Genomic DNA, 23,225 nt, shown 5'->3' on the forward strand with positions numbered 1-23,225 from the left:
AATATAAAGAGGAGTAGCCATATTTCGCTACTCCTTTGATTTGTTTTTATATATGGCAAGTGAAGTTAAGCCTATTATGGCAAATCCTAGAGCCCCAATGCCAACCTCTGGAAAGGATAATTTAAAGCGTTCGTGTAACTTCTCTGGTATTTCTACTTCATCTGGAAGTTCCTCTTCCTGTCCGTATAGTTCTTCGTAGTGTTCTGCGAAGTTAAATGGTCCGATTACTTCTCTTGCGACTTCCTCCCCTACTGTTGAAAAAAGGTGAATATAAACATCTTCTGATTGTCCTGGGTTACCATATATTTTTACTATTCCGTCAGTACTTAAATATTCCCAAGTGTCTCCTGGTGTATCTTTCGACTTCGATATGCTGTAGTTTACTGTACCTGCTTCTTTTATTGTTTCTACTGTTAATTTTACATTCATTGTCCTATGGTTTAGTATAATTTCTGTTGGTAGTTTGTAATCTACTTTGGTGAATACTTTTGATAGGTCTACTGGAGGTTGTGTAGGCTGTGATGGTGTAGTTGGTTGGGTAGGGTTAGTTGGCTGCTTTGGAGTTGTAGGGGTAGTTGGTTGTTTTGGTGTGGACGGGGTAGTAGGCTGTGTTGGTTGCTTTGGAGTTGATGGTTGCGAAGGCTGGGATGGTGTAGTATTCTTATTTTCTTTATCTAGTTTATCTTGATAATCATTAGTATATTTCACCCAATTTTGGCCTGCTATCTTCTTTGTAAAATTCGGATGAGTATATGTTGGGGTAGTCGACCCGTCTTCGTTTACTTTTTCTTTTCGTGCTATTAGGTTATGATTATTAGTAGGTGCTCCTGTATCCTTATGTACAAAGAACCAGTTTAGGTTTTGTTCATATCTAGAATATCTAAATATTTCCCCTCCTGGCTGCTCCATTTCGTAGAAAAGTACTCTATGTGGCTGTGCGTAATCATGTATTTCTACTAAGTACGTATGCCCTGAGTGGGTTACTCCATTCAAAGTATGTACCCGTACTCCTACATATTCGCGGGCTGATGCTGTGTAGCTGTTTCCTGTTATAAGGATTACTGCTAGTGTTAATGTACATACAATCTTTTTTAATATATTTGATTTACCTTTTCTTGCCATGGTAAACTCCTCCCCCTTTTGTACCCAATTTAATTGATTTAAATTACCCGTTAACATGTAAATAATTCCAAATATATTATATATTATATACAAGTAAAATAATAGAGGAATTTGACATCCTTGCCCGTAGGGCTGCGTGGGAGCGTAGCGAGCACGCAAAAATTATCTGATAATTAGAAGTTGGAAAGGGGAAAGTTTGTTTACTACCTGCTACTAATACTTACTAAAAATATTTATTTATAATCTAACACTTTTGGCAAATAATATAAGTCAAATAGGTAGATAGTAAAAAGTCAAAGCGAGGAGTGTCTAAATAATGAATATGCCAGAACTTAAAATAGGGGATTTAGTAGCATCTAAACCCATAGTTCAAGGAGCCATGGGTGTAGGGGTATCTTTATCGAAGCTTGCAGCAGCTGTTGCCAATGAAGGTGGAGTTGGGACTATATCAGCTGTGCAAATAGGTTTTAACGAGCCTGATTTTGAAAAAAATACTGTAGAAGCCAACATAAGGGCTTTAAGAAATCATATAAAAGAAGCTAGAAAACTAAGCCCTAAAGGAATTATAGGGGTTAATATATTAGTTGCCATTAACGAATACAGAGAAATGGTAAAGGCAGCAGTAGATGAAGGAGTAGACATAATTGTATCTGGAGCTGGGCTACCAACGGAACTTCCCGGCTTGGTAAAAGGCTCTAAAACCAAAATTGCACCAATTGTCTCATCGGGTAAAGCTGCAGCTCTAATATGTAAGATGTGGGATCGCAAGCATCAGGTGCTACCTGACTTAATAGTTGTGGAGGGGCCAGAAGCTGGTGGTCACCTAGGTTTTTCTAAAGAACAATTAGAAAGCCCTAGCTGCCCAACCTTAGAAGAAGCCACCAAGGAAGTAATAGAAGCCATTAAACCCTTTGAGGAGAAGTCTGGAAAGAAAATACCAGTCATCGCCGCAGGAGGAGTCTATGACGGTAAAGATATAGCTAAGTTTATCAAACTAGGTGCATCGGGGGTACAAATGGCAACACGCTTTGTTGGCACATATGAGTGTGATGCCCATGAGAAGTTTAAAGAAGCATATGTGAAGTCAACAAAAGAAGGTATAAGGCTAGTTAAAAGTCCTGTTGGTATGCCTGGTAGAGCCGTTTCTAATAAATTCTTAGAGGCTTTAGACAAAGGAAATATACCAGTGAAGAAATGTTTTAACTGCTTACAACCCTGTGAGCCTAAAACCACTCCATATTGTATATCCACGGCATTGATAAATGCTGTGGAGGGTAGAGTGGAAGAAGGTCTTATCTTCTCTGGTACAAACGCCTATAGAATTGATAAGATAGTAAGTGTGAAAGAGCTTATGGATGAACTAGTTAAGGAGATAAAAGAGAATTTATAGTTGCATTATGTTTGGATATTTAAAGAGATGCCTGGATTTTCATTTCAGGCATCTTTTTTTTATAGAAAATTAAGGATGACAAAGTCATTTATGAATGTCGCAAATTAACTACACAGTACAAACTCTACGTCGAGATTTAAGGGTTTTTATCTATGCTCCCAAAAGACTCTTAAATGAAAATCCTGTAAGTTCATAATTAGCTAACACTGTGATATAATATTAAAATACTTAGAATAATTTAACATCAAGGAAGGATAAATAATGCAGAGAAACAGCTATATGCTAAATAACTATAAAATTATCGGCGAGAGGTTTAGGGAGCAAAATGAGATTGAAAAGGCTTTGAAGTATTATCTTAAAGCATACAAAAATCTTGGAGGCAATGAAGACCCGGAGGTTTTACTAGAGCTTGGGTTAATTTATCAAGAAATTGGGGTTTTGCATGAAGCTAGGAAGCTTTTTTCAGAGTTGATTAAAGTTCAGCCAGAGGAACCCAGCGGCTATTATGGATTAGCCATAATATACGATGATGAGCTAGATTATGATAAGGCCATTGAAAACTATGAAAAAGCCATAGAAATAGACCCTTTTTATTATCAAGCCCATTTCTTTTTGGCCAATGTTTATGATCAGATAGGTTTCAGGGAAAAAGCAATTTATCACTACGAAGAAGTAATATCCTTAAGCCCAGATTATTTCTGGGCGTATGTGAACCTAGGATCAATATATGAAGAGCAAAACCTAACTGACAAAGCTTTTGATCTCATGGAAGAGGCCCTAGAACTTGAACCTGACAATTTTAAAGCACTTTTTAACATGGGTGTTATATTAAAAAAACAAGGGCGACGGGAGTTAGCGAAGGAGTACTATAAGAAGAGTATAGGTTCAAACCCAAAATATCCATATAGCTACTTTAACTTGGCCATAATTTACGGGGAGAACAAGGATTTTGAAACAGCCATAAAGATAATATCTGAAGGAATTTGTATGAATAATGATGTGGCTGTTCTCTATTATAACAGGGGCTGCTACTTTGCCCGTCTCAGTAAAAAGGAAAAGGCTCTACGGGATATAATAAAGGCCACACAGCTAGATGATAAATTAATTGATTACATGAAAAAGGATAAGGAGCTAGATTCCATAAGGGACATGAAAGCATACCAATTGTTTTTTAACTAGATGCATTAAGTTGGTGTAGATTAGAATTATTAAAAAGGGGTGTATCTGTGGAGAGGTTAAAGCTATACGAAAATAAACTTAGTAAATATAAGAAAGATGCCAAAAAAGCAAGGAGTAAAATGGACATCATAAGTAATTTAAGATTAGCTGTGGTGCTTATAGGCCTAATAGCTATGCTTTATAACTATTTCTATGTTAGTGAAAGGGCTAGTTGGATAACTCTTATAGTAGGGGCTATTATCTTCTTTATATTAATAAAGTATTATAATAAGATTAAATATCAGGTGCTTTCCCTAGAATCACTTATTAAAATCAACAAATCAAACATACAAAGATTAAAAGGGCACTGGACGGAGTTTGAAGATAGTGGAGATGACTTTATAGACAAAGATCATAAGTTCTCCTTTGATTTAGATGTATTTGGTAGAGGGTCCCTTTTTCAGTGGATGAATGTGGCCAACACCCCTAGGGGTAGATCTAAATTAAACCATTTACTTACATCTGAAAATAATAAAGAAATAATATTATCTAGACAAGAGGCCGTTAAAGAGTTAGCTAATGATTTGGACTGGCGCCAAGAGTTACATTCTTTGGGTTTACTGCTGAAGGAAAAGACAGATGATACAGATATCAAGAATTTATTTTGTGTTAAAACTAGCCTTTACTTAAAGCCCCTAGTAACTATAATTTCTAGATTACTACCCCTAATTACCATAGGGCTTCTGATTTTAGCATATGGATTTGAAATAGTGCCACCTGCCTGGGGGATAGGTCTATATGTATTACAATTCTTCCTTATACTGATTGGGGCAAAACAAAGGGGAAAAGCACTAAATAGCCTTTTTGCAATAAATACTAATATAACTACATACAATGCTATGCTCAAGGTTTTAGAAAATAAAAGTTTTAAAAGTAAGCTCCTAAACTCACTGAAGGAAAAGCTAAAGGGTCCTAAGGGGGAGAAGGGGTATATATTAATAGAGGAGTTTAATTCAATTACAGAACGTAGCGGTAATAGAAATAATTTTTTCTTTTTCCCAATCAATGTACTGCTCCTTTGGGATTATACAACTATGGTTAAGCTAGAGAAATGGAAGCTAAGGGCTGGAAGACTCCTTGAGAATATGATTGATGTCATTGGTGAAGTAGAAAGCTTATCAAGCCTCGGGCAGATACTATACGATAATCCGAAGTGGGTCATGCCTAAGTTCAATGAAGAAAAGTCAATCATCTCTGCCACAAAAATAGGGCACCCTCTGATAGGGCAAGAAAGAGTCTTAAATGATATAGCCCTTGATGATAATAGGGCAATGCTTCTCATAACAGGCTCAAATATGTCTGGAAAAAGCACCCTGCTACGCACAGTAGGTATTAATATGGTATTAGCATATGCAGGGGCTCCTGTATGTGCTCAATTCATGGAACTTTCAATGTTTGATTTACATACCAGTATGAGAATAAGTGATAATTTAGAGAAAAGCATATCCTCTTTTTATGGTGAGCTGCTGAGGATTAAGGGAATTTTAGAATCTAACAAAAGAAATAAAAAACAAACATTTGTATTATTAGACGAAATTTTTAAAGGGACAAATTCCTATGATAGGCATATAGGTGCAAAGGGGCTAATAGTACAGCTTTTAGATCGAGGTTGCATGGGTTTGGTCTCCACACATGATTTAGAGCTGGAAGTTATGGAAAAGGAAACTAAAGGTCTTTTAAAGAATTATCATTTTCAAGAGTATTATGTGGACGACGAAATTAAGTTTGATTATAAGTTGAAGCAGGGTGTATCAAAGACAAGAAATGCACTTTATCTATTGAAGCTTATAGGGATTGACGTGTAAATAAGATAGACGAGGAGTGGGGCCAATGGCATATTGTAAAGAATGCAAGGAAACTAGAGATGATCACCTGACATATTGTCCTGTGTGTTCAAACATACTACTAAATCCCGATGATGTTGAGAAAGTTGATGGTGTAAAGGAAGTCTTACTAACTACCATTAGTATTGAGGAAGAGAGTTTAGTTGTAGAAGGATTGCTTAAATCCGCAGAGATTTTTTATATTCGCCGTTACGACAGAATTGGGGATTATCTAAAGGTATCCATGGGCACAACTACACAGGGGGTTAGTCTATATGTTAGGGAGGATGACTACGACTTTGCAAAGTCTCTTTTAGAAAGTGAACCAGAGGATTTAGATGCTTTGTATGAAGACTTTGCTTATAGGGAAAAGGAAGGGGATGAAATATCCCAAGCCCAAGAACAAGAACAAGACGATAGTAGCAAAATTGGAATACAGATTATTATAATGTTGTTTTTTCTCATGTTTTTGATTTATTTAGCAGCTAGGTAAGGTGGTAAAACTGCCTAATGTTTTAAACTGTGGCACCCTAGGAGGACATATGAATAAAATGTTTTAAGGGGTGATAAAATGTCTAAAGCTAAAGAAGAACTTATTAAAAAGTTAAATGAGTACAAATCAAACTTTAATTTTGCAGAAATCTTAATGTTTGACGCTGTAAAGAAAAATAGTAATATTGATACAACCTTTGACAATATGTCAGAAGAGGAAAAAGAAAAAATTGCAGAAATGGCATTACAACTTATTGAGGAGTTTGAGAAATTACAAAAGGACTAAATCGCCAAAGGCAAAAGCCCCTAAAACCTAGGGACTTTTGCCTTTTTTCTGCACCCTTACTAAGTATGGGAATAAAATATCTTGAGACTAAAAAGAAATTTGGAAGGAGGACTTAACTTGACAGCCTATCAAAAGTTAATTAATGAGTTAATTGAAAAAAAGGGTTTAATCGCACCTGATTATTTTGGGGAGATAGAAGAAGTGGAAGAAAATGAAGCCATCGAGAATTTAGAGCCAAATCCATCCAGCGATGATGCAGAATATAATGACTCAATGGAAGACGTGGAACAATCACTAAAAGAAGAGTTAGCAGAAAAATTAGGGGACTACAAGAAGAATATGCCACTTTTTGAAGTGTTGTTTACAGATGTAATGAAGAAAAACAAGGTGAATTTAGACGAAGAGATTAAGGACTTAAATCCTGAGGAAAAGCAAGGGGTTTTAACCTTAGTACTAGACCTAATCAAGCAGTTTGAGGATGTTGAAAGAAAAGAAGAAGTGAAATAAGTATTGATAAGATTCTCCCTTATTTTGGGCTAATGTACAATACAAAAGAAGTCCCGCTGAATAGAATAAATTAAATGAAAGGGGGGATAGATTTTGTCAACAGAAAAGGAAGTTAAACAAGAGAATATCCAGAAGGAGGAAGCTAAAGTGGCTCATGAACCTTGGAACGCATTAAGTGGTTTTCCTCATCCTTTAGGTTGCAAGCCAGAAGACGAAGCTCAAGATGCAGATCAGGTATCTAAAGTTATTCAGAAAACAATAGAGGAAATCATAATTAAAGACTCATGTGATGTTACAGTTAGAACTACTAATATCCAAGCAGCAGTCAACTTGCAAGCAGCCATACAGGTTGCTATAGTAGCTATACTGAGTATTACCATAGCAAGTCATGAAAGGGCTGAAAAAATAGCTCAAGACTTGTTACAAAGAAGTAAGATTAAACAGGTAGACTACCAAAGAACATTCATCGAAAATTCAAGGGGTGTAGAAGTTCATACAACGGACGCATCTATAGCAGTTTCTATACAGTTACTGTTACAAATCTTAGTATTCTTGTTAATAAGGCTAAGAATCTTATAATAGGTAAAGAAGATATGGCTTTAAAAGTCATATCTTCTTTTTATAAATACTCTTTTTTAACTAAATAATATAGCAATAAAAAGCCTAATACTATAAACACAACAGTAAATATACCTTCACCAATAAGCTCTCTCATTTGAATACCTCGCTAGTTTAAGTTTAAAGATAGTATCTACTAAAAATGAAAAATAAATAATTCGGGGAGGTAAAAGTATTGGTTGATTTCTTTGAAGTTACAATCCAAACCATACTAGCCTTTTTTACAATTTTGTTCATAACACGTCTATTGGGACGACAACAAATATCTCAGCTTACTTTATATGAATACATTAATGGTATAACTTTTGGTTCCATTGCAGCTACCCTTGCCACAGACCTAAATCAAAGGACTTACCAACATTTTTTAGGGTTAATACTTTTTGGTATTATGACAAGTGCAGTTTCTTTTATAGCATTAAAAAATAGACCATTTAGAAAAGTTGTGGAAGGGGAACCGATACTTGCTATTCATGACGGTAAGATCCTCGAAAAAAACTTGAAGATGGCTAGGTATAGTATGGACGAGCTGAACGAATTATTGAGAAAAAAAGACTGTTTTTCAATAAATGATGTGCAGTATGGTGTTTTAGAAATAAACGGAGACTTAAATATTATTAAGAAAGTAGATAAAAGGCAAGTCACCTTAGAGGATATAAATGCAAAAGCTGAGCAAGAGTCTTTAGCAACAGAAATTATCATTGGGGGTCAAATAATATATGACAATTTAGCAAAAAAGAATATAACAGGTATGGATTTATTAGACAGACTAAACTTGTCAGGGGTAAAAAAAGTATCTGAGGTTATGTACTGTACCATTGATGTAAATGGTAAAATCTATATTGATAAATTTGATGATGATTTAGAGCCAAATCTTGATATTAGTGAAAATAATGATCAGATTTAATGCAAAAAGTCTCTTTTTGTTATACAATTAGTGATAGTTGAAGATTTAGAGAAAACATAAAAAGTCCTTAGAAGGGGGATTAAACTTGAAAAAAGTCAGTATAATTATCTTAATGTTATTACTTGTATTAGTTAGTGGTTGTGGCATATGGACACAAAGAGAGCCAGATCCAGCACCTCAAGAACCCATAGTAGAGGAGCCTAAGGAAGATCAGATTGTAGAGGTTACCATCTCTTCCGTAGGAGACATTATGGCCCATATGCTTCAAATCCAAGCGGCCCATAATAGTGGAGACAACACCTATGACTTCACAAATAACTATAAATACATAAAACCATATACCCAAGAGGCTGATATATCCATTGCCAACTTAGAAACAACTTTCGGAGGAACGGACAGGCCTTATAGCGGGTATCCTTTGTTTAACACACCAGATACCCTGGCAGATGCTCTAGACTACGCCGGGTTCAATGTGGTATCCACTATAAACAACCATACCATCGATACAGGGCTTAGTGGAATGCTGAGGACCCTAGATGTACTTCATGAGAAAAATTTGACTCCTGTTGGTACCCGGAGAAATACAGATGAGGAAAGCTTTGTAGTTAAAGAAGCTAATGGGGTTAAGGTAGGAATAACGGCGTATAGCTATGAGTCACCTTCATCTGGTGGTACTAAAATGCTAAATGGTATCCCTATTCCCAATGGAGCAGAAGAATTACTAGATACGTTTAATTATGCTACCATTGACTCTGATTTAGAAAAAATGGAGCAACGTATAAATAAGATGAGGCAACAAGGTGCTGAAATTATTGTTTTTGTAATCCACTGGGGTAATGAATATCAAAGAAGCTACAATGATCATCAACAAAATATAGCGGAGAGCCTTAGTGATTTAGGGGTTGACATTATTTTTGGAAGCCATCCCCATGTTATACAACCAGTGGAGTTTATTGAATCACAGGTGACTGGCAAAAGAACTGTAGTTGCCTACTCTTTAGGTAATTTTATATCGAATCAGAGATATGAGTTTTTAAATAATAGGTTGACGGAAGACGGCCTTATAGTAAAAGTGACATATGAAAAGAATATGACAACAGGTGAAGTAACCCTAAATGAAACTTCCTACATACCCACGTGGGTTAACAGACATGTGGTATCGGGTAAGTGGGTATATGAGATTATCCCTGTCCATCAAGCATTGGAAAACAAGGAAGACTTTAATTTAGTGACCACAGATAGTATAAATAGGGCTAAAATTTCCTTGGAAAATACAGTGACATGGATAGAACAACATAATCAAGAGATAATATTAGACAAGGAAATCAAATAATTTATATCCTCCGTATCTGATAATTTTAAAAACAGCAATTCTCCTAAAAGGGAGGATTGCTGTTTTTAAAATATAGCAAATAAATTAAACTTGAGTGTTTTCCTAACTATTATTTAAAATGGAGTTAATTCATTCCTGCAACACGATGCTCTAAGGATGCAAAAATACTATTTTGCAATTCCTGCTGTTCTTTAAGAGATAGGTTTTTACTGATAACCGTTTGCTCATAAATATATTGAAGGGCCACTTTTGCAGCAGGATCCATACCCTGGCATCCCCCTAACAATATCACATCTTTTTCAGTTACTTCACAAAGAGTAGATACAACAGCCTCTTTTAGGGTTTTATATACAGTGGTACTTATCCCTGACTCCCTAAGTATATCTACAACGCATTTTAACTCTGATGGGTCAACTGAGTCTTTAGAGGTAACATAATCCTCACTGGTTGTAAGGGTAATATGATCCACATTTAACTCTTTTGCCCACTTAGCCATAATATGTGCGTTTTCTGTGTTCACTGTAACCCCGCGGTTTCCTCTAATTCCATAGATCAGTGAGAATTTATTGTAACTCATATGTTTGATTGTTTCCATTGTTACCTCTATATTGCCAGGATTGGCAAAGTGGTCATCTATGATTTTAAAACTGCTGTTATAGATTAACTGAAATCTACGCTCTACGCCAATAAAAGCATAAATCGCATTTTTAATAGTATCAAAGTCTGCTCCAAGCAATAGGCCAACAGCAATGGCAACCATGGAGTTATACACATTATGTAAACCGAGGACTTGCAAGGTAATTTCGTGATAGCCAGCTTCTATAATGCCATGTTCAGTTTGTATGGGCTGGGTAATTTCTAGGGTATAGGATGTTTCGTTGCCAGATAAATCTACATTTGTGGCTACAAAGTTACAAAATTGATTTTTCATACCAAATGTGATTATTCTAGCCTTTGTTTCATTACCAAATTCTAAGGATTCAGTGCAGTCACCATTTATTATTGCGAAATTATTCTTAGAAAGGTTTTTAACCAGTTTTTTCTTTGCAGCTACATAGTTTTCAAAAGACCCATGCAAATCGATATGATCTCGAGAAATATTATTAACAACTGCTATATGGTAGTCTACGAAATCAACTCTACTTAAGTCTAGCCCAGAGGATGAGACCTCCATGGTGACATGGTTTACGTTATTATCAACCATTTCTTTAAGATACATCTGTAAATCTAAAGACTCTGGGGTTGTTAATTCTGAAGGTATAAAAGAATCCCCGTTTTTTATTATGACCGTGCCAATTAGGCCTGTATTTTTAAAGGCTGAAGATAGGATTGTATCTATCATAAAAGTGGTTGTTGTCTTGCCGTTAGTTCCTGTTACACCAACCATTTTAAGTGTATCAGAAGGATTATTATAAAATAGTGAACTTATGTGGGCTAAAGCCCTTCTACTATCAGGAACCACAATCTGAGGAATATTTATGTGGGTCTGTAAGTCTTCAACAACTAAGGCTACTGCACCCTTGTTGACAGCTCCTTGGGCATAAATATGTCCATCGGATTTATAACCTTTAATACATACAAAAATGTCTCCAGGCTTAACTTTCTGAGAATGATAAGATATTCCATTAAATTCAATAGGCTTCTCTACATTTAACTTACTTGTATACGTGATTTTCCCCAAAATAGTGTATAAGTTCACAATTATTCCCCCTTATCTTTTGAAGATATTTTACCATATTTTTCATGTTATTAGTAGATAATTATTTCACAATCTAACTCCCCTTGTATTAAATTTCACCCTAGTATAAAATTAATATAAGGGGTGAGTGGTTATGGAATTTCTAACAATGGATCAAGTCCAAGAAAAATATAATATATCTAAAGCTACTGCCTTAAATTGGGTTAGGTTAGGTAACCTAGGTAACTTTAAACAAGGGGAGTTAGTGATATCCCAAGATGATCTAGAAAAATACCATATGGGGAGGCTACAAAACCGAAGGAATAAGCTAAATAGGGAAGATGCTTTCATACCTCAGAAGTATGTAGCTGACCAAAGATACCTTAAACTAGTCAGTGAAATTATCAAAATATCAGGCAAATACAAAACCATCAAAAATTATAAAGAAAAAATACTTTTAGTTATTATATATAAATTGCTATTAAAAGAGGGAGTTATCCACAATATTGAAGAAGTTATCCAAGATGTTGATAAGTTAAACCCTGTATTAAACAACATTTTAGTGGAGGGCTTGGGTTCCTTAGTAATTGGGCCTCAAGATTATTTATTACAAAAGGAACTCCTTGATTTAGAAATACATGAGGGGGAGGGTGATTTACTTGGACTTTTATATCTATCCCTTAAAGGACAAGGACATAAGAATAAAGTAGGTAGTTACTATACTCCCCAGTCAGTGGTGAAGAGGATAATTGAAGACCTTTCCATTGACTACACCAGTATACCAAGAAGTCTAGACCCTACTTGTGGTTCAGGAACATTCTTAATGGAGCAATACAAAAAACTCATTGAGATGTTTGGTGAATGCAAGAAACTTGAAATTGTTAAGAGCCTTCATGGGTGGGATACAGATCCCATTGCAGTGGCCCTTTGCAAAATAAATTTAATACTACTGTCAAGGACTCTTTGTGTTGATAATATTAAGGTAAATAATTCCCTTGGGGTAAAGGAAAAAGGACAATTTGATTTAGTTATTGGAAACCCCCCTTGGGGCTATAAGTTTAAAGCTAATGAAGTGAAAGAGTTAGGATTTTCAAAGGGCTCCATGGACTCTTTTATTATGTTTATACTAAAGGGAATGGACTTGATAAAATATAAAGGGAAACTGTGTTTTTGTTTACCCTACTCCTTTATGAACGTAAAAAGCCATGAACATATACGAAGAGAACTACTTAAAAAATATAAGATAATTTCTATAACTGATTTAGGAGTACCCTTTGACGGAGTGTTTTCTGGAAGCATAATCCTTAAGGTAAGTAAGGAAACCCATGACGAATACCCTATATCTCTGGAAAGTCTGGACTGTTTTGTCAAAGTTAAAAAAACTGATATTTGCTCTATGCCACTTTGCAACTTTAGTTTTGTTAAGTCCAATGCTACATATGATATTGTAAAAAAAATTAATGGCAAAAATGTAATTACTTTAAAAAATAAAGCTACCTTTGCTTTGGGAATAGTTACGGGGAACAACTCCAATTACATAAAAAATGAGGCTTTTAGGGAATGGGAGCCTATTATAAAGGGAACTGAGATATATAAGTATGGGATTAGGCATGGAGGTAATTATATAAATTTTGATCGTAATAAGTTTCAGCAGGTGGCACCTACTGAAACTTATAGGGCTAATGAAAAGCTAATATATAGATTTATAAATAAAAGTCTCACCTTTGCTTATGATTGTGATGGACTTCTAACCCTAAATAGTGCCAATATAGTGATACCCAAAATACCTGGATTGAATATTAAGTATATAATGGCGGTACTGAATTCTAGAGTAATTCAGTTTTACTATCAAAATATATTTCCAAGTATAAAAGTATTGAGGCATCAGATAGAATCACTACCTATTCCCGTTGTTGATGAGTGGACTCAAAATAGGGTTATATCTAAAGTGGACAATATAATTAACTGCAATGATCCTAAACTAAAAGAGATAATCTACGGGGAAATAGATTCAATGGTATTTAATATATTTCAATTAAATGAAAAAGAAGTAAAGACAATAGTTAGAGAAGTAGAGGTAAGGAATTTAATTAAATAAAGGGTGCCCCCAATGGGGCACCCTTTGTTTAACATATAATAACTATCCTAGCATAGCTGCTAAATCTGTTTGAGCATCGCCAGTTAGTTTGAGGTTGAAGTTATCTTGTAAAACGCCAAGAACTCCTGCAGAAATAAACTCTGGTGGTTTAGGTCCAATGTAGATGTTTTGGATACCTAGGCTAAATAGACCTAGTAAAATTGCAACAGCTTTTTGCTCGAACCATGAAAGAACAATGCTCAATGGTAGTTCGTTTACTGAGCAGTTGAAAGCTTCTGCTAAAGCGATTGCTATTCTAACAGCAGATCCAGAGTTGTTACATTGACCTAAGTCTATATAACGAGGTATACCAGTTCCTTCGATTGTACCGAAGTCGATATCATTGAATCTGTACTTACCACAAGAAGTTGTTAGAATTACACAATCCTTTGGTAATGAAGAAGCTAATTCTCTGTAGTACTCTCCACCTTTACCAGGAGCGTCACAACCAGCAATTACAAAGAACCTTCTGATCTTACCAGATTTTACAGCTTCTACGATTTCTGGAGCGATTCCTAGTACTGTCTCATGATGGAAGCCAGTGCTTAGGGTTTTGTCAGACTCTATGTTTGCTTCTGGAAGCTCTAGAGCCCTTTCAATTAGCACTGAGAAGTCAGGGCTAGTGATTTTAGTTACGCCCTCTAAGCCAGTTACACCATAAGAGAACATTCTGTCAGCGTAAGTACCTTTAATTGGCATAACACAGTTAGTTGTCGCTAAGATAGCACCAGGGAATTCTTCAAATACTTTTCTTTGGTCAAACCACGCCTTACCTACGTTACCCTTTAGGTGAGGATATTTCTTTAATGATGGGTAACCATGGGCTGGAAGCATCTCTGAGTGAGTGTATATGTTAATGCCTTTACCTTCTGTTTGCTTAAGTAGTTCTTCTAAAGCAAATAAGTTGTGGCCTGTAACGATAATGCACTTACCTTCGATTTTATCTGCAGATACCACAACAGGTTGTGGAATACCAAGTTTATCGGTATGTGCTTTATCTAAAACTTCCATTATTTTAACGGTTGCTTGACCAACCTTCATTGCCATTTCTATATGTTCACTTACATTGAAGTTAGAGTTAGTAAGGGTAGTATATAGAGCTTCATGAGTGATTCTATCTACTTCATCACTGCTGTAACCTAGCTCCCTAGCATGTGTTGCATATGCTGCTATTCCTTTAAGACCTAAAATCATTGTATCTTGTAAGCTCGCTATATCTGGGTTTTTACCACATACACCTATTGGACCTGTACAGCCACCCTTAGGAGTTTGTTCACATTGATAACAAAACATTTCTGACATTCGTATTTCCTCCTTAAAAATTTTATTGTCTAGCACATCTACTATGATAATATAGATTTAAAGGAAATTATGTGATATTAATCATAGTAATGGTATGAATTTAGTAACATCTTAAAAAAGGTATTAAGTTTTTAATGTAGAATAAAATATAAATAAACATAATAAAAGGTGTGGTGTAATGTGTTAAGTACCGTAATTTTAGCCATATATGTAGTTGTATTTTTGCTATTATCCCTACCGTATTTAGCTATTGTTAAGTTAGTCCGGGTTATAGGTCTAAAGAATGTTCACGAAAAAATGCTAGAAGTTTTTGTGCAATTTTTCGGTAAATCTGTGATTAGGGTAGTAGGGGCAAATGTTGAAGTAGAAGGCTTAGAAAATCTACCTAAAGGAAACGTATTATTTGTGGGCAATCATCAAAGCTACGCAGATATTCCAATAATGCTGGGGTTTATCCCAGGAGTGAAGAGTTTCATAGCGAAAAAAGAAACCCGTAGGATACCAGTGGTAAGCTGGTGGATGGTTGAAATAAATTGCGTTTTCCTTGATAGACAAAACCTGCGTCAAGGGATGAAAGATATGGCAAAGGCCAAAGAGTTCTTACAAGAAGGCAGATCCATGGTAATATATCCTGAAGGAACCCGTAGTCAAAATGATGATATGGGGGAGTTTAAGAAAGGAAGCTTGAAAATTGCTCAACAAGCTAATGTTCCTGTGGTTCCAGTGGCAATCTTAGGTTCATATAAACTATATGAACAACAAAAAAAGATTAAAAAAGCAGAAGTTAAATTGACAATAGGTGAGCCGATATTTATTGAGAAGCTAAGTAAAGAAGAACAAAAAGAAATTGCAGAAATTGCTGAAAATAGAGTTAGAATAATGCTAAAAAGCACCTAATAGTAGGTGCTTTTTAGTTTTGTCTTCACTTTTCTTGAAATTATGCTAAAATTAAAATAATAATGTAAAAAAGAGTGAGGGATGAAGATGCAAAAAGATTACATCGTAAGGTCCCATGTAAGGTGTGAAAACTATCAAGTTGATAAGGGAATGCTGTATAGCTCAAAAATAATTCAAGGTGAGGAATTAGATGGGAGACTTATCAACAACAGTAAGCTTATGCAAGTGGCTTCGCCTTTCATGGAGCAGCTGTATGATTTTGTAAAAGGATCTAATTTTTTTGCTATATTGACAGATGGTGATGGATGTATTCTTAAGGTTATAGGTGATCCGGAAATTCTAGAGGAGTCCTATAATTTGAAGATGGTACCAGGGGCTTTTATGGATGAAAAAAGTATAGGTACAAATGCCATGGGTACAGCTTTAGAAGAGCGGTGTCCTGTACAGGTTTCTGGTAAGGAGCATTTTATCACAGCATACCATCGTTGGACTTGCTCAGGTGCCCCCATTAGAAATCCTGAGGGGGATATAATTGGAGTATTAGATCTGACAGGCTACAGCCCCCTGGTTCATTCCCATACTCTAGGAATGGTTGTGGCAGCTGTCCATGCCATTGAAAACATAATGAATAAAGAAAACACCAATACCAAACTTTCCCTTGCTAAACAGTCAATGGAAGCTATCATAAATTCCATCGATGATGGTATTCTAACTGTGGGTCCAAAGGGCTACATTAAAGTCCTGAATAAAAAGGCACAGATGGTCCTTGGGATAGAGGATGACAACTTTATAGGCAAGGAAGCAGAACACTATATTGAAAATTGGTCATACATTGAAGAAATTTTAAAAAGAGATAAGAAGATTGTAGAAGAAGAAACGTATATACGAGGGAAAAAATCGAAATTACACTGTACAATAAGTGGATACTATATATTAGGTGCAGGAAGAGCCCAGGGGTATGTATGCATTTTTAAAGAGATACAAAGCGCGAGGAAGCTGGCAAATAAGATGTATGGGAAACAGGCTGCATATACATTTGATAAAATAATTGGTCGAGAAAGCAGCTTTATAAAAATAATAGAGAATGCAAAAAAAATATCCGATAGCCCTTCAACTGTATTGATTTTAGGGGAGAGTGGAACAGGTAAGGAAGTATTTGCCCAAGCCATACATAATGCCAGCTCGAGGAGAGATGAAGCATTCGTTGCTCTAAACTGTGGGGCTTTGCCTAGAAACCTCATTGAGACCGAGCTGTTTGGATATGAAGACGGAGCTTTTACAGGTGCTAAGCGAGGTGGAAGGGCGGGGAAATTTGAACTGGCAGATGGGGGAACTCTATTTTTAGATGAGATAGGCGAGCTTCCCCTAGAAATGCAAGTGAATTTACTCCGGGTTTTAGAAGAAGGCAAATTATATAGAGTAGGGGGAAGTAAAGAAATATCAGTGGATGTAAGGATAATTGCTGCAACTAACAGGGACTTGAAAAAAGATGTGGAAAAGGGACTTTTCAGGAAAGACTTATACTACCGTTTAAATGTTTTGACGGTAAAATTACCTCCCCTTAGGGAAAGAAAAGGTGATATTCCCTTATTGGCAGATTACTTTCTAACAGTAAAATCCTTAAAACTCATGAAAACGCCCATTAGTCTAAATGAAAAATTTATGGATAAGTTTTTAGCATACAACTGGCCAGGGAATATAAGAGAGCTAGAAAATGTTATTGAAAGTATAGTAAATACTCCTGAGTCAGTTGAGCTACCCTTTGAAGTAAAAGAGGATGCTAAGGATGTCAAACAGGTTGTTCGAACTGTAGAGATAGATAATCTAGAGGAGCTAGAGAAACACACTATATCTCGAGTATTGGAAAAACACCAGAACAATATAACCACAGCGGCAAAAGCCTTGGGCATAGGAAGAAACACACTATATAGGAAAATTGAAAAATTCGGGATAGATGCCCCAAAATAGAACTATAGCTCCAAAGCAGAACTTGTTTTCAATGCAATATGCTTCAAAAAGAGGGTGCAAGATAAAGTCCCTAAATAGTAAAAGAGAAGGCAGCTACTTGCCTTCTCTTTTATAATACGGGGTAATTTGAAAGAGCCTCTTTTTGATTATTCTAAAAAATGGCTAACTAAATCCTTTAGCTTATAACCATCCCCGTTGATACTGATGTGGTATTTGTATATCGGCCTTTAATTCTTTGGCAGCATAAATAGGCCAATTCGGATTTCTTAAAAGCTCTCTGCCTAAAAAAACTATATCTGCTCTGTTATTATTTAAGATTTCCTCTGCTTGAACAGGGCTGGTTATAAGACCCACTGTGCTTGTTGGAATATCCCCATTGTTTTTGATGAAATCAGAGAATCTCACTTGGTAACCAGGGAAAGTAGGGGGAGGAACTGGAGTTATGGCTCCGCTTGAACAATCTATAAAGTCTACACCTTGTTCTTTTAACTTTTTTACATAGTAAAGCATATCCTCAGGATGGTTACCATCATCTTGGTATTCTTCAATGGAGAGTCTTATAAATAAAGGTCCAGACCAAATGTCCTTTACTTCTTTTACAATCTTCTCTAAGAAAAGAAAACGTTTTTCCTTGCTGCCCCCGTATTCATCATTGCGTTTATTGGTGATTGGTGATAGAAACTCGCTTATAAGGTAACCATGGGCACCATGCAGTTCTATAATATCGAAGCCGGCTTTTTTTGCCCTCTGTACTCCATCTTTAAACCTTTGGATGGTTTCTTCAATTTGTTTTATTGTCATTTCTTGGGGTACCTGAAAATTATCATTGAAAGGGATAGGGGATGGTGCAATGATTGGTTCCTTTAAATCTGCTTTCCTTCCCGCATGACCTATTTGTATACCAGCTATAGACCCATTAGCATGTATAACATCAACTAGCTCACTTAGCCCAGGTATTTGTTCATCAGACCAAATGCCAAGGTCTTGAGGAGAAATTCTTCCTTGGGTAGAAACAGCAGTAGCCTCAAGCATTACTAGAGCAACTTGACCTAAAGCCCTAGCACCATAATGTACTTTGTGCCAAGAGGTGACTTTTCCATCCTCTTCATAGGCTGAATAGGTACACATAGGTGACATTCCAACACGGTTTTTTAGAGTAACCCCTTTTATAGAAAAGGGTGTGAAAAGTTTAGTCATTAACATACCTCCCATTTTAATCCTTATATCTAAATTATATCAGAAATAATTGAAAAGTATTATGAATTTTATAAACTAATAAGTAAAAAATCAAGAATGTAATGGGTCCAATAGGGCAGAGGTTTTAGAGGGATTTTCATGTGTTTTGTAGAAATAATTAGTAGGGAAGCTTAACCCATAGAGTTCCTTGAGGAGTGATATTAATGACAATAAAATTCTTACACTGTGCCGATGTACATTTAGACACACCTTTCAGAGGGTTATCACAGTTAAATGAGACACTGGCACTTAAGGTAAAGGATGTCAATAAAAAAGTACTTGAAAATATTGTTAATGTAGCAATAAATAAAAGTGTAGATTTTGTATTAATTGCGGGGGATTTATTTGATAGTGAACAGAAAAGCTTACAGAGCCAGTTAAGAAGTAAAGAGTTGTTTCAAAGACTAAACAAACACGGTATTAAAGTATTTGCCATAGGGGGAAACCACGATCCACTAAACAAACCCTTCACTATCCAATGGCCTGATAATGTACACTTCTTTCCTGCAGACAATCCTACCACTATGGAAATAGAAATAGATGCTAAGAAAGTTTATATTCATGGAGTTAGTTATAAAGAACATCAGGAGCTTGAAAACAAAGGGATTTTGTTTCCAAATTCAAGGGAAGGTGGGATTAATATTGGGCTTTTGCATTGTGAGATCGGTGGGGGTACAGAGAGTACATATAGCCCTTGTACACTAAATGACATTAGAGAAAAGGGATATGACTACTGGGCGTTAGGTCATATCCATAAAAGGTCTGTAGTATCAGCTGAGCCATATATAATCTACCCAGGCAGTCCTCAAGGTAAAAGCATTAAAGAAACTGATGAAAAGGGTTGTTATGTTATAACTATCAATGAACCTAAATGGGATGTGGAATTTATAGAAACCCACGAAGTACTGTGGGTACAAAAGGAAATAATGATAGACTCTTTAACATTAGATGGACTGTTAGATACACTACAACACACCATATTAGAACTAGAAAAAAACATTAACTGTAAAGGTTTGATAGTTAGGTTTTACCTTACAGGAAGAGGGGAACTACATAGTTTAAATGCTATGGATATGGATGAAATAGTTCTTACATTAAATGATCAGGAGGAGTTTTATGATAAGTTCGTGTGGGTTGAATCAATTCAAAAAAATACTTTGCCTGAAATTGATTTAGAGCTATTAAGTAACCAAGATGATTTTCTTGGGACACTATTTAAAATCGAGCAAGAATTTTTAGGGGATAAGGGCAAACTGTCCGAGCTGGTAGATGGCCTTGACATCCTAAATAATAGATGTACTAAAAGACACGTAGGAAAGACAGATGAAGAGCAATTACTAAAGAATGCAAAGGATTTGGTACTACACCAACTGTTAAAGGGGTGAACCCATGAAAATAGTAAAAATTGAAATAGATGGATTTGGCCTACATAGAGATTTAAAACTAGACAATATAAAGGAAGGAATAAATGTAATATACGGAAATAATGAGGCAGGAAAATCTACCATTAAAAACTTTTTATCCTCCCTGCTATTTGGATTTAAAAGTAGGTCTAGTTTAAAGAGGTATGAACCAATAAATGGTGGAACCCATGGTGGAAAGATAACGGTTATAAATGGAGACGATATGGTAGAATTGTCAAGACTAAGTATAAATAATCGTTCTAACCCAGATTTAGCCTTAACAAGCTTGAAAAATCCTTCTAAAAAGTTAGAAACACAACAGTTATTACAAGGTATAAATCAAAACGTATACGATAATGTTTTTTCCTTTGGTTTAGAAGAGTTGCAAAATCTAAAGAGTCTAACTGATCAAGAAGTGATGGATTATATCTATACAGCAGGGTTTGGTTTCTCGAAAGCCTCCATGCCAAAAGTAAAAAAACAGTTAAATGATTTATGTGATTCCCTTTGGAAACCTAAAGGAAAGAAAATAATTAACAATCATATAGAAGAATTATCTAAAGTCATTAAAAGTAAAAATGCAATCCAAAATCTCCAAGAGAAATACATTGATTTAAACATGAAAAAAGAAGAAGCTAGTAAAGAAATTCTAAGTTTAGAAATAAAGATAAAAAAACTAAATAAAGAACAGTCCATATTACACGATTACATAAAAGGTATGCCAAGATTTGTAGAATTGAGAAATGCTCAAGAAATGTCAGCTAAAATTCATCTAAAGGGTAGTTACTCAGATACAGATTATAATAGCATGATGAATCTAGAAAGTAATTACGCTATCTGTGCAAAAGATCTAGAGGACAAGGCAGAGATTCTAAATAAAATTAAGTTGGAGATGGAATCTTTATGCATTGATAGGAAAATATTAGTTGCTGAACCTGAGATAAAGACCCTTCAAAGGGAAGGGGAGATGGTTAACACTATACTGAAGTTAGAGAATGATAATGAAATTAAGAAAAGACAGTTGCAAGAAAAGATTAATAGCACCATGGCTTTAGTGGGCGACTCCATAGGTACGGACAGAATAAAGAATTTCAATGTTTCTTTAGAACAAAGAGTTGCAATTAATGAAGCAATTGATGTTTATCGGGAAAAAGAGAGGGAGTTACTTTTACTAAATCGTGAGTTAGCTGATCTACAAGAAGATAAAGGGGTTATAAATAATCGATACCCTAATATATTAGAACAACAAAGTACTAACTCCATTGAAAGTAGGATAGCTATTTTACATGAATACTTACGGGCTTCTGAAAATACTGGACAAGGAAAAATGGTTCAGTTTTTTGCTTTGATTATGTATTTTACAACACTAATAATTATGGCACTTAATAGCTACTCGTTCTGGTCAATTATAGGTGTTGCTGCAATGGGTATCCTATTTCCACTGTCCCAATGGTATACAACTAATAGAAAGGTTAAAAATATTGGTAAGATTACCAGAGGTTTTGAGGGAGAATTTGAAGGAGTTTTAAGTGTTGAAATGGTCAAAAGCAAAATTAAAGACTTTGAAGAGTCTTTGTTGCAGATACAGAACCGTAAGACTAAATTAGAAGATATAAATAGTAAGATACAATTAAAGGAAGGAAAACTAAAGGATATTCAAGGGTTTCTAGAAGAACTGAGCTTTGAAATATCCCTGATGTTAAGGGAAGTAGGCTTAAAAGAGAAGTTAAATATAAACAGTATTGTAGAAGTAATTCGTAACATTGCGCAGATCAAAGAATATATGAAAGAACTAGATACTGTAGAAGAAAGAATCAGTAGTCAAGAACAGAAGAAAGTATCTTTTTTTACTAAAACAAAAGAGATTTGTGACATGATTGGGATAGCCTTTGAAGGCCTACGGTTTGAAGATGCTGTTGGACAAGTAACCATGATATCTGAAAAATTAAATGAGGAAAAGAAGAAAGCTAATAAACTTGAATTATTAGTTCAAAAATATGATTCAGCAAAAATAGAACATGCTAAATTATTGGAGAAAGAAAAAACATACAGTGATGAAATACAGGTTTTACTAACTAAAGGGGAGGCTACAGATTTATCTAACTATAAGGAAAAGTTTAAACTATATAAAGAAAGGGAAGGCCTATTAAAGGAAGTGGTAGCCGCCACAGAGAAAATACAAACTATTTTCACCCAAGGAATAGATGAGGTTTTATCAAACTTCCAAAAACTTAGTTTCAATAGTCTCAATGAAGAAAGGGAAAGAGTACTAGGGGATTTAGAGGCAGTCAATAGTGAATATAAAAAACTTGTTCAGGAAAAAGGGGAATTGCTAAAGGAAATTCAGCAGATAGAGCAACAAGAAGATATAGACAAAATTTTGATTGAAGAAGAAAGACTACAGGGGAAAATTTCTGCAGATATAGAAAAATGGGCTACAGCAAAGCTTGCTATTAACCTCCTTGACTTAGCTATAAAGGAGTATGAAGAAAAGACACAACCTGAAGTGTTTAAAAGAGCTGAAAGCTATTTCTCAAAAATAACCGAAGGTAAATACAGTAGAATAATGTTATTAGGGGAAGATAAAAATATTGTAGTATTAGACAACAAAGGAGCTGCCATTAAGCCTGAATTATTAAGCCGGGGAACACAAGAACAACTATATATTTGCATTAGGTTAGGTGTAATAGATGAGTTCAGCAAGAAAAATGGGAAGCTGCCAGTGGTTTTTGATGATGTACTGGTTAACTTTGATGAAAGAAGGACAAAGAATGCTTTAGAAGTGATAAAAGACTTTTCATCAAACCATCAAGTGTTATTTTTTACCTGCCATAAACATATAGTTAAGGAGATGGAGAAAAATAAGGAAATTAACGTTATTTCTTTATAGGATTGGAAATCTACCGGGAAA

Annotated in this window: 18 protein-coding genes; 14 read left to right on the plus strand and 4 right to left on the minus strand. The window is 35.3% G+C overall.

All coding sequences use genetic code 11. The features are described 5' to 3' along the window. Positions 1-27 precede the first annotated feature (27 nt). Positions 28-1,122, minus strand: a complete 1,095-nt coding sequence (locus HYG86_RS10130) for a hypothetical protein (RefSeq protein WP_213165459.1) — start codon at positions 1,120-1,122, stop codon at positions 28-30. A 316-nt stretch (positions 1,123-1,438) separates the two neighbouring features. Here HYG86_RS10130 and HYG86_RS10135 point away from each other — a divergent pair, with 316 nt between their 5' ends. The 9 genes from HYG86_RS10135 (at position 1,439) to HYG86_RS10175 (ending at position 9,693) form a co-directional block, all read left to right on the plus strand. Then, on the plus strand, positions 1,439-2,512 hold the full coding sequence (locus HYG86_RS10135; RefSeq protein ID WP_213165460.1) for an NAD(P)H-dependent flavin oxidoreductase: 1,074 nt from the start codon (positions 1,439-1,441) through the stop codon (positions 2,510-2,512). A 261-nt stretch (positions 2,513-2,773) separates the two neighbouring features. After that, positions 2,774-3,691 (plus strand): tetratricopeptide repeat protein, encoded by a 918-nt coding sequence (locus HYG86_RS10140; protein WP_246451738.1) that lies wholly within the window; start codon positions 2,774-2,776, stop codon positions 3,689-3,691. A gap of 47 nt (positions 3,692-3,738) precedes the next feature. Continuing rightward, positions 3,739-5,535, plus strand: a complete 1,797-nt coding sequence (locus tag HYG86_RS10145; RefSeq protein WP_213165461.1) for a MutS-related protein — start codon at positions 3,739-3,741, stop codon at positions 5,533-5,535. 25 nt (positions 5,536-5,560) lie between these two features. Continuing rightward, a complete protein-coding gene (locus tag HYG86_RS10150; RefSeq protein WP_213165462.1) occupies positions 5,561-6,046 on the plus strand; it encodes a putative signal transducing protein in 486 nt (161 codons plus the stop codon). A gap of 78 nt (positions 6,047-6,124) precedes the next feature. Beyond that, positions 6,125-6,331 (plus strand): hypothetical protein, encoded by a 207-nt coding sequence (locus HYG86_RS10155; RefSeq protein ID WP_213165463.1) that lies wholly within the window; start codon positions 6,125-6,127, stop codon positions 6,329-6,331. 117 nt (positions 6,332-6,448) lie between these two features. After that, complete coding sequence (locus HYG86_RS10160; protein ID WP_213165464.1) at positions 6,449-6,838, plus strand: hypothetical protein; 390 nt, start codon at positions 6,449-6,451, stop codon at positions 6,836-6,838. A 93-nt stretch (positions 6,839-6,931) separates the two neighbouring features. Continuing rightward, positions 6,932-7,417, plus strand: coding sequence for a spore coat protein (locus HYG86_RS10165; protein ID WP_213165465.1), 486 nt, complete (start codon positions 6,932-6,934; stop codon positions 7,415-7,417). Positions 7,418-7,631: 214 nt separating this feature from the next. Further along, entirely contained in the window at positions 7,632-8,360 is a 729-nt protein-coding gene (locus HYG86_RS10170; RefSeq protein ID WP_213165466.1) for a YetF domain-containing protein, read from the plus strand. A gap of 85 nt (positions 8,361-8,445) precedes the next feature. Then, a complete protein-coding gene (locus tag HYG86_RS10175) occupies positions 8,446-9,693 on the plus strand; it encodes a CapA family protein (protein WP_213165467.1) in 1,248 nt (415 codons plus the stop codon). Between the two features lie 124 nt (positions 9,694-9,817). On the opposite strand, the gene HYG86_RS10180 is transcribed toward HYG86_RS10175, so the two are convergent. Next, on the minus strand, positions 9,818-11,392 hold the full coding sequence (locus HYG86_RS10180; RefSeq protein ID WP_213165468.1) for a Mur ligase family protein: 1,575 nt from the start codon (positions 11,390-11,392) through the stop codon (positions 9,818-9,820). 133 nt (positions 11,393-11,525) lie between these two features. On the opposite strand from HYG86_RS10180, the gene HYG86_RS10185 reads away from it, so the two are divergent. After that, a complete protein-coding gene (locus tag HYG86_RS10185) occupies positions 11,526-13,469 on the plus strand; it encodes a TaqI-like C-terminal specificity domain-containing protein (RefSeq protein ID WP_213165469.1) in 1,944 nt (647 codons plus the stop codon). A gap of 42 nt (positions 13,470-13,511) precedes the next feature. Here the strand turns inward: HYG86_RS10185 and hcp are convergent, their stop codons facing one another. After that, positions 13,512-14,801 (minus strand): hydroxylamine reductase, encoded by a 1,290-nt coding sequence (gene hcp / locus HYG86_RS10190; RefSeq protein WP_213169218.1) that lies wholly within the window; start codon positions 14,799-14,801, stop codon positions 13,512-13,514. 189 nt (positions 14,802-14,990) lie between these two features. Between hcp and HYG86_RS10195 the strand changes: the two genes are divergently transcribed. Both HYG86_RS10195 and HYG86_RS10200 read left to right on the plus strand, forming a co-directional pair. Further along, positions 14,991-15,707, plus strand: a complete 717-nt coding sequence (locus tag HYG86_RS10195) for a lysophospholipid acyltransferase family protein (protein ID WP_213165470.1) — start codon at positions 14,991-14,993, stop codon at positions 15,705-15,707. 87 nt (positions 15,708-15,794) lie between these two features. Further along, a complete protein-coding gene (locus HYG86_RS10200) occupies positions 15,795-17,675 on the plus strand; it encodes a sigma-54-dependent Fis family transcriptional regulator (protein ID WP_246451739.1) in 1,881 nt (626 codons plus the stop codon). Between the two features lie 180 nt (positions 17,676-17,855). On the opposite strand, the gene namA is transcribed toward HYG86_RS10200, so the two are convergent. Further along, complete coding sequence (namA, locus tag HYG86_RS10205) at positions 17,856-18,872, minus strand: NADPH dehydrogenase NamA (RefSeq protein WP_213165472.1); 1,017 nt, start codon at positions 18,870-18,872, stop codon at positions 17,856-17,858. A gap of 203 nt (positions 18,873-19,075) precedes the next feature. Between namA and HYG86_RS10210 the strand changes: the two genes are divergently transcribed. Beyond that, positions 19,076-20,296, plus strand: coding sequence for a metallophosphoesterase family protein (locus HYG86_RS10210; protein ID WP_213165473.1), 1,221 nt, complete (start codon positions 19,076-19,078; stop codon positions 20,294-20,296). Between the two features lie 4 nt (positions 20,297-20,300). Next, entirely contained in the window at positions 20,301-23,204 is a 2,904-nt protein-coding gene (locus HYG86_RS10215) for an ATP-binding protein (protein ID WP_213165474.1), read from the plus strand. Positions 23,205-23,225 lie beyond the last annotated feature (21 nt).

Origin of the sequence: Alkalicella caledoniensis (genome assembly GCF_014467015.1) — a bacterium.
Classification (GTDB): Bacteria; Bacillota; Proteinivoracia; order Proteinivoracales; family Proteinivoracaceae; genus Alkalicella; species Alkalicella caledoniensis.

Coding starts and splice junctions, on each gene's coding strand:
- HYG86_RS10130 (WP_213165459.1), bottom strand. CDS start 1,122: ATGGCAAGAAAAGGTAAATCAAATATATTAAAAAAGATTGTATGTACA.
- HYG86_RS10135 (WP_213165460.1), top strand. CDS start 1,439: ATGAATATGCCAGAACTTAAAATAGGGGATTTAGTAGCATCTAAACCC.
- HYG86_RS10140 (WP_246451738.1), top strand. CDS start 2,774: ATGCAGAGAAACAGCTATATGCTAAATAACTATAAAATTATCGGCGAG.
- HYG86_RS10150 (WP_213165462.1), top strand. CDS start 5,561: ATGGCATATTGTAAAGAATGCAAGGAAACTAGAGATGATCACCTGACA.
- HYG86_RS10155 (WP_213165463.1), top strand. CDS start 6,125: ATGTCTAAAGCTAAAGAAGAACTTATTAAAAAGTTAAATGAGTACAAA.
- HYG86_RS10185 (WP_213165469.1), top strand. CDS start 11,526: ATGGAATTTCTAACAATGGATCAAGTCCAAGAAAAATATAATATATCT.
- hcp (WP_213169218.1), bottom strand. CDS start 14,801: ATGTTTTGTTATCAATGTGAACAAACTCCTAAGGGTGGCTGTACAGGT.
- HYG86_RS10200 (WP_246451739.1), top strand. CDS start 15,795: ATGCAAAAAGATTACATCGTAAGGTCCCATGTAAGGTGTGAAAACTAT.
- namA (WP_213165472.1), bottom strand. CDS start 18,872: ATGACTAAACTTTTCACACCCTTTTCTATAAAAGGGGTTACTCTAAAA.
- HYG86_RS10210 (WP_213165473.1), top strand. CDS start 19,076: ATGACAATAAAATTCTTACACTGTGCCGATGTACATTTAGACACACCT.
- HYG86_RS10215 (WP_213165474.1), top strand. CDS start 20,301: ATGAAAATAGTAAAAATTGAAATAGATGGATTTGGCCTACATAGAGAT.